Source organism: Peribacillus muralis, assembly GCF_001439925.1.
In the GTDB taxonomy this organism is placed as follows: Bacteria; Bacillota; Bacilli; order Bacillales; family DSM-1321; genus Peribacillus; species Peribacillus muralis.
The window spans coordinates 1-489 of the sequence record NZ_LMBV01000075.1; the positions used below are offsets into that span (position 1 = coordinate 1).

Below are 489 nucleotides of genomic sequence, written 5' to 3' on the forward strand. Positions count from 1 at the left end.
AATCGAGTAGAGGGAAAATAAATGTATTATTTTCGCCCCTCTCACAACACCGTACGTACGGTTCGCGTATACGGCGTTTCAATTTATATCACAGTGTGTACTTTTAGATAATGTTCTAAAGCAGAGGGGACTCCCCTCTGCTTTAGTCGTTTATTTGAGATTGCTCTTTGAACAACTTTCGATAATCCGATATACCGGTAACCTTTTCGACAGAACGTTAATCCTTTCGCTTCTTCTTCTGGTATCCCTAGTTTGATTAGCGATTTGATTCGTTTTCTAGATACCTTCCATTGTTTCCAGATGATGACCCTAATTCTAGAGCGAAGCTTTGTGTCTATTCGTTCAGTAACTTTTTTCATGTTTGTCACTCTGAAGTAGTTTACCCATCCAACTATTACTTGTTTCAGTTTCAATATTCGGTAGTCTAGTGGAACACTCCACTTTCGCTTTGTCAGTTGTCGGAGTTTCCTTTGAAACTTCTGTACAGAG

1 protein-coding gene is annotated in these 489 nt (G+C 39.3%); it reads right to left on the reverse strand.

Translation table 11 applies throughout. The annotated features are described in order from the left end of the window. Positions 1 to 83 precede the first annotated feature (83 nt). On the reverse strand, positions 84 to 489 hold a 406-nt coding region (locus ASU00_RS24150; protein WP_330219565.1), incomplete at its 5' end, for a group II intron maturase-specific domain-containing protein.